Consider the following 6,419-nt stretch of genomic DNA (forward strand, 5'->3'; position numbering starts at 1 on the left):
GGGCGGTCGTCGACTGGGCGTTCCGAGAGCTCGGCGTCGCCCGGCTCGGCTGGCGCGCGGTGGCCGGCAACGTGCCGTCGGCCCGCACCGCGCGCACGCTCGGCTTCCGCTACGAGGGCCTCTTGCGGCAGGGGCTGACGAGCCCCCGGGGACGCGACGACGGCTGGATCGCCGGCCTGCTGCCATCCGACGACCGCACTCCGGTGCACTGGCCCGTCCTCACCGCCCGCTGAGACGGCGAGGACGGCTCACGGGCTCCTGCCGCGAGGCCGGCACGTCGTCCGCAACGAGTGCACCGTCGCGGGCGACGACGACGCCGCGCTTGAACACCAGGGAACGCGGCACGGGCTGCACGACGACCTCCGCGACGGCCTCACCGGTAAGCACGACGAGATCCGCGCTCGCACCGACCTCCACTCCTCTGGCATCCAGACCGAGCGCGCGGCGCCCCAACGAGGTCGCCAGCTGCGCCGCCAACTCCAGGTCGTCGTCGGTACGCCAGTAGCTCTTGTACGACATCATCATGGCCCGGGAGAGGATGTCGCCGTCGCCCCACGGCGACCACAGGCTGCGCGACGAGTCGGAGCCGAGGCACATGGCCACCCCCGCCTCGTGCAGCCCCTTCACGTCCGGGACCGGCAGCAGGCCGTGCACACCGATCGAGAACGCGATGCCGGCGTCGGCGAACGTGCTGCTCAGGTGGGCGAACTGATCCGGGCTCGGCTGCGCCAGTGCGAACACGTCGCACATGCTGACCTTGCCGCCCATGCCAAGGACGCGCGTGCGCTCCGCGATGCGGTCGACCAGCCACACCCCCAGCTCGCCGTCCTCATGCGCATGGAAGTCAGCCGCGACCTGGTACTTCTCGGCAAGGCCGAAGACGATGTCTAGCACCTTCAGCGCGTCGTGGTCGACACCGGCCGGGTCGAGGCCGCCGACGGCATCCGCCCCCGCGACCAGCGCCTCCTCGAGCAGCTCCTCCGTGCCGGGCTTGCGCAGGATGCCGAGCTGGGGAAAGGCTACGACCCGGATGTCAGCGAGGTGCGCGAGCTCCTGCTTGAGCTCCAGCATGGCGTGCACACCGTCGAGGCCGATCTCCGGGGCGACATCGGCGTACGCGCGGATCGTCGTCGATCCCGCGGCGACGCTCATCTCCAGGAACCGCCGCGCACGCTCCTTGATTGACGCCTGCGGCAGGGCCCACTGCTGGAGCGTGTCATCGAACATCTGATCCATCGTGATGGCGACCGATCCGCGGCGCACCCATGGCTCGCCCCACAGGCTCTTGTCGGCGTGCGAGTGGCCGTCCACGAACCCGGGGAGGACGAGCTGACCGCCGAGCTCGATGGTCTCGTCGCCGGGTTCCGCGGTCACCGTGCCGGGTGGGGCAATCTGCTCGATCGCCCCGTCGGAGATCACGATGTCGGTCGCGTCGCTGCCGTCGATCCGGCCGTTCTGAAGGATTGTGCGCATGGCGGTGCCTGCTTTCGTCGTCGGGAGGGTGGATGCCGTCACGCCAGGCGTGCGGAAATCTTGCGCTCGCCATAGCTGGCGAGCTGGTACAGCAGGAGGGAGATGAGCAGCACCGCCGCCACCCCACCCCACACGAAGTAGTAGTCGGACATAGTCGCGGCGACCGTCATGGCGGCCCCGAGACCAGAACCCGTCGCCAGCCATTCCGCGACCATCGCCGCGCCTACCGACAGCGGGAGCGCGATCTTGATCGAGGCGAACAGCGCGGGAAGGGCGTACGGCAGCAGCAGCTTGCTCAGGCGCTGCCAGCGTGACGCGCCCGAGGCGGTGAACAGATCCACCGCTCCTGTCGGCGCGCTGCGCATCGCGAGGAGCAGGTTCACCAGCGTCGGGAAGAAAGTCATCAGCGTGATCAGCACGGTGACGGCGAGGATGCCGCGCCCGAACAGCAGCGCGAGCAGCGGCATCGCCGCGACGATCGGCACGGAGCGGAGCACGATCGACACCGGCATGATCAGCGCTTCGACCGTGCGCGACTCGTACACGACGACGGCCATCAGCACCGAGAGCACCGTGCCGGCGACGAAGCCGACGCCGGCGTCGATGGCGGTCTGACCGAGCGCCGTCAGCATGCTCTCCCATGCGGTCTGGGACTGCCCGGTGGGGCTGACGCTGAGCAGCTCCGGGTCGGAGAGGTAGGCCACCACCTCGAACGGGCCGCGTGCGACGGCCTGGCCGCCGGGCACGATCTTCGCCATCAGCCACCAGACCGCGAAGACCACGACGATCGTCCCAGCCACGCTGGTGAGCGTGCGCAGCGTGGCGAGCGGCCACGGCAAGCGCCTGCGTCGCGACAAGGCACGAGGCGAGATGTTGGAACTGGTCTGTCCGACCCACGGCATCGTGAGCTTGACGATCCACGGGATTACCAGGAAGGCGATCGCGGCGAGCGCCGAGGTGACGATGGCCAGCGCCCAGGCGCGGGGAATGTCGAAGGCGCCCTGCGCCTGAATCATCGCGACGCCGAGACCCCGGCTCCCTCCCATGTACTCGCCGATGATCGCGCCCAGGATCGCGCTCGGCGCGGCGATCTGCAGGCCTACGACGAAGCTGGGGATGGCCGCGGGAAGCCGCACCTTCCAGATCGCGGTCCATTTCGACCCCCCCGCGCTGTGCACCAGGTCCAGTGCGCTCTGATCGACGTTGCTGAGGCCCAGGATGCAGGAGACCAGGGTGGTGAACACCACGGCCTGCGCGGCGAGGATGACGCTCGGGATGTTGCCGGCGAAGGCGATCGCGAGGATGGGCGCGACGGCGATGAGAGGCAGCGCGATCGCGCCGACCGCGATGCGCTCCAGCAGAGCCTGCAGCGGCGGGAAGGGCAGGGTGAGCAGGGCGAGGGCGATCGCGATGCCGTTGCCCCACAGATATCCCTGCGCGGCACTGCTCATCGTGACGGCGATGTTCACGGGGTAGTACGACGCGTCGGCGAACAGCTGCTCTATGACGGACATCGGGCTCGGCACCAGCGGCGTCAGGAACGACGCGAGCAGCCAGATCACGAGCAGCCCACCGACCGACAGCAGCACCGGCACGGCGCGCCGCCAGCGGCGCCCGAGGAGCACTCCGGAGCGTTGCGTTTCCTCCTCGCTCAGCGGCAGTGTGGTGGTCGCGCTCATCGTGCGGCGATCTCCTCGGCGTGGAACAGCTTGTGCGACAGCCGATCGCACAGCGCGTGGAACTCCGGCGACTCCATGACCTGCGCGTCGCGTGGGCGCGGGAGGTCAATGGGAACGATATCCACGATGGTCCCCGGTCGCGGGGACATAAGGATGACTGTGTCGGACAGCAGCACGGCTTCAGCGATGCCGTGGGTGACCAGCACCGTGGTCGTGCCGCGTTCGGACCAGATCCGCTGGAGCTCGAAGTTCAGGTTCTGCCGAGTGAGGTCGTCCAGGGCACCGAACGGCTCGTCGAGCAGCAGCAGATCCGGGTCGGTCACGAGGCTCCGCGCCAGCGAGACGCGCTGCCGCATGCCTCCCGAGAGCTGCGCAGGGCGTGCGGAAGCGAACCCCGAGAGGCCAACCAGGTCGATGAGCGCCTTCACCGTCGCGTCGTCCTTCTTGCCGGCGATCTCCAGCGGCAGGCGCACGTTGGCCTCCACGCTGCGCCAGGGCAGCAGCCCAGCATCCTGGAATCCCACCCCGATGCGGTGCCGGGCCCGCAGGTCGCGCGGGCTCGTGCCATGCACGGTGACCGTGCCGGAGGTCGGCTCCTCCAGGTCGGCCAGCACTCGCAGCACCGTCGACTTGCCACATCCGGACGGCCCGAGCAGACCGATGAACTCGCCCCGGCGCGCGGTGTAGGTGAAGTCCTTCAGCGCCTGCACGCTGCGCCCGTCGGCGTCGAACGTCTTGCTGAGCGCCTCGATGCGCAGGCCATCGCCATCGTTGTGAGCCATCTGGGATCTCCTGTGTCGTCGGCGGGTCTGTCAGGACTCGAGCAGTTCGTTGGTGAACAGTGAGGCGTCGGCCTTCACTCCGATCAGCTCGAGGCTGTCGAGGGTCTGCGCGATGAGGTCGTCGGACATCAGGAAGAGGTCGGTCGTCTCATCGCCCGCGACGAACGGCGCGAGTGCGTCGAGGTTCTTCAGCTGATCCTCGACATTCAGGCCGAGGTCCCTGCCGTAGAGGTCGACCGTGAGCTGCGCCGCCGCCTCGTGGTCGGCTAGCATCTTCTCGGTGCCGGCGCGCGTGGCGAGCAGGAACTGACGCGCACGCTCGCGCTTCTCCTCGTCGTCAAGGGTCTCCTGCGTGACGAAGAACACCTGCTGCATCCGGTTGAGCCCGTAGTCGGCGGTCGGCATGATCACCGTCTCGACGCCCTGGTTGCCGAGCACGACCGGCTGGTTGGACGCGAAGCCGAGCAGCGCGTCCACCTCGCCGACCGCCAGGGGTGCCGGATCGAACTGGGTCGGCACCAAGGTGACCTTGTCGACGGCGACGCCGTTGCGCTTCATGAACTCGATCATCAGGTTCTGGCCCGAGAGGGTGGAACCGAGCTTCTTGCCCTCGATGTCCTTCGGCTCGCGGATCGGGTTGTCGGCGCGGGATATCCAGCACTCCGGGCTCTTGCGCAGCCCTGCGCCGACGATCCGGAGCTTGGCGCCGTCGTTGACGGCCGCGGCGACGTTCTCGGGGATCGACTCGATGCCGACGTCGAGTCGTCCCGTGCTGACCAGGGGCACCACAGGCGAGTTGGGCCCTCCCGGTTCGATGTTGACGTCCAGGCCGGCCTTCTCGAACAGACCGTCCTCCTTGGCGATGAACAGCCCGGAGTACGCGACGTCGGGGATCCAGCCCAGTTTGGTGTTGAACGGCACGCGAGCCCCGGCACCGCCCTCGCCCGCCGCGCAGCCGACGAGGGCGAACGGTGTGGCACCGAGCGCGAGAGCCCCGGCGCCGAGGGCACCTAGGCGCAGGAACGAACGGCGGTCGAGGGTGAGCAGTGAGCCAGAGGGGTGCGACATTGCAGTCTCCTTGCGGGGGTCGGGTATGGCGGGGCGAGCAGGAGCAGTGATGAACGGGCGGGGATGCGGTCGACGGCGTCGCCGGTCGGGTGGCCGGCGGACGGTGCTGTGGGAGGAGAGGGTGGCGGCGGGCGCTTCAGCGTTGCGGCGTCGACGCGCTGAGCTGCTGCACGAGGACGTGCCCCCAGCCACTGCGGGCGAATGCCTCCGTTTCTCGGATCGTGGAGTCGAGGTGGGCGCCCATGGCCTGCTCGGCGGCGTCGGGGTCGCGGTCGGCGATACGGGCGGCGATCACGCGATGATCGTTCTCCCACTCCTCCTGGGTGCCCTGGCGCAGTCCGACGGTGAGGGCGACGCTCTCGAGCGGATCGAGCCGCTCGACGAACAGGGTGTTCGCGATGGCCTGGATCTGCTTGTTGTGCGAGGCGTCGCCGACCGCACGGTGGAAGTCCAAGCGGTCGTGGAGCGCGGTGCGCCCGGCGGCGGCGCTCTGCTGGAGCTGGCGGATCTCGTCATCGGTCGCCCGCAGCGCCGCCGCACGTGAGGCCTCGCGTTCGATCCCCCGACGGGCGACGAGGTGATCGATGAGGTCGTCGACGCTCTCCATCCGCAGCGCCCGCTCGAAGTAGAGGCTGCGGTGACGGTCCAGGAGCAGAGCCTCCGCCCGTCGGCGCCCATCCGCCGAGAGCACCCTCCCCTTCCGGCCGAGCGGTTCGGTCAGACCGCGTGCATCGAGCGCGGTGAGCAGGCGATTGACCGTCGACTCGCTCGTCTCGAAGCCCTCCACAGCGAGCTCCCTGCAGATCGTGCGCGCGCCGGTCGGCGTGTTCTGCGCACGCAGCACGGACACGATGACCTCTTCGACGGTGGAAAGCTCCCGCATGGCGACTCCTTCTGGGCGTTGCGATGAGGCTATGCCCAGCGCCTGCGTCTGTCAAGAATGAAAGATGGCATTCATTCGTGACACACGTCCATCGATACTCCTAGACTCCGCTCATGTCCCCTGAAGTCCTCTGGACCGCGTTCGGCTGGTTCGGCAGCGCGGTCCTCGTCGTCTCCCTGAGCCAGACGAACATCCTGCGGCTGCGCGTACTCAACCTCACCGGCTGCGTGCTGGCTATCGCGTATAACACCCCGCTCGGTGTCTGGCCGAGCGTCGGCCTCAACGTCGCCCTTGCCGCGATCAATGTGTTCCATCTGCTGCGGCTCCGCCGACGGCGCGGGACGTCCGCGATGGAGTCCGAGGTCCCCTCAACGGTGCCCGGCTCACCGGATGCGCCGTGTCGGTGCCGGCTGGCAGGATGAACCCATGCCGGAGATGCCGGAGGTCCAGGGCCTGGTCGATTTCCTGTCCGCTCGCGTGGAGGGGCGCACCATCACGCGGGTGGCAGTGGGCGCCATCGCGGCGCTGAAGACG

Annotated in this window: 7 protein-coding genes and 1 pseudogene; 3 read left to right on the forward strand and 5 right to left on the reverse strand. The window is 69.0% G+C overall.

Features of this window, described 5'->3' with window-relative positions:
- A pseudogene (locus RIN18_RS17030) lies at nucleotides 1-233 on the forward strand (GNAT family protein); the annotation flags it as partial.
- Here the strand turns inward: RIN18_RS17030 and RIN18_RS17035 are convergent.
- The 5 genes from RIN18_RS17035 to RIN18_RS17055 all read right to left on the reverse strand — a co-directional run bounded on the left by RIN18_RS17035 (nucleotide 220) and on the right by RIN18_RS17055 (nucleotide 5,885).
- Nucleotides 220-1,473 carry an amidohydrolase family protein gene (locus RIN18_RS17035; RefSeq protein ID WP_309105173.1) on the reverse strand — a complete coding sequence of 418 codons (1,254 nt, stop codon included), beginning with the start codon at nucleotides 1,471-1,473 and terminating at the stop codon, nucleotides 220-222. The pseudogene RIN18_RS17030 and the gene RIN18_RS17035 overlap by 14 nt on opposite strands.
- A 38-nt stretch (nucleotides 1,474-1,511) precedes the next feature.
- Nucleotides 1,512-3,152, reverse strand: a complete 1,641-nt coding sequence (locus tag RIN18_RS17040; RefSeq protein WP_309105174.1) for an ABC transporter permease subunit — start codon at nucleotides 3,150-3,152, stop codon at nucleotides 1,512-1,514.
- Nucleotides 3,149-3,934 carry an ABC transporter ATP-binding protein gene (locus tag RIN18_RS17045; RefSeq protein ID WP_309105175.1) on the reverse strand — a complete coding sequence of 262 codons (786 nt, stop codon included), beginning with the start codon at nucleotides 3,932-3,934 and terminating at the stop codon, nucleotides 3,149-3,151. Before RIN18_RS17045 ends, RIN18_RS17040 begins: the two co-directional genes overlap by 4 nt.
- Before the next feature lie 30 nt (nucleotides 3,935-3,964).
- On the reverse strand, nucleotides 3,965-5,002 hold the full coding sequence (locus RIN18_RS17050) for an ABC transporter substrate-binding protein (protein WP_309105176.1): 1,038 nt from the start codon (nucleotides 5,000-5,002) through the stop codon (nucleotides 3,965-3,967).
- 136 nt (nucleotides 5,003-5,138) lie between these two features.
- Entirely contained in the window at nucleotides 5,139-5,885 is a 747-nt protein-coding gene (locus RIN18_RS17055) for an FCD domain-containing protein (protein WP_309105177.1), read from the reverse strand.
- Nucleotides 5,886-5,998: 113 nt separating this feature from the next.
- Here RIN18_RS17055 and RIN18_RS17060 point away from each other — a divergent pair, with 113 nt between their 5' ends.
- A complete protein-coding gene (locus RIN18_RS17060) occupies nucleotides 5,999-6,307 on the forward strand; it encodes a hypothetical protein (protein ID WP_309105178.1) in 309 nt (102 codons plus the stop codon).
- Between the two features lie 4 nt (nucleotides 6,308-6,311).
- Nucleotides 6,312-6,419, forward strand: a 108-nt coding sequence (locus tag RIN18_RS17065) for a DNA-formamidopyrimidine glycosylase family protein (RefSeq protein ID WP_375163547.1), incomplete at its 3' end; no start/stop codon positions are given.

Origin of the sequence: Microbacterium sp., assembly GCF_031179285.1 — a bacterium.
Taxonomy (GTDB): Bacteria; Actinomycetota; Actinomycetes; order Actinomycetales; family Microbacteriaceae; genus Microbacterium.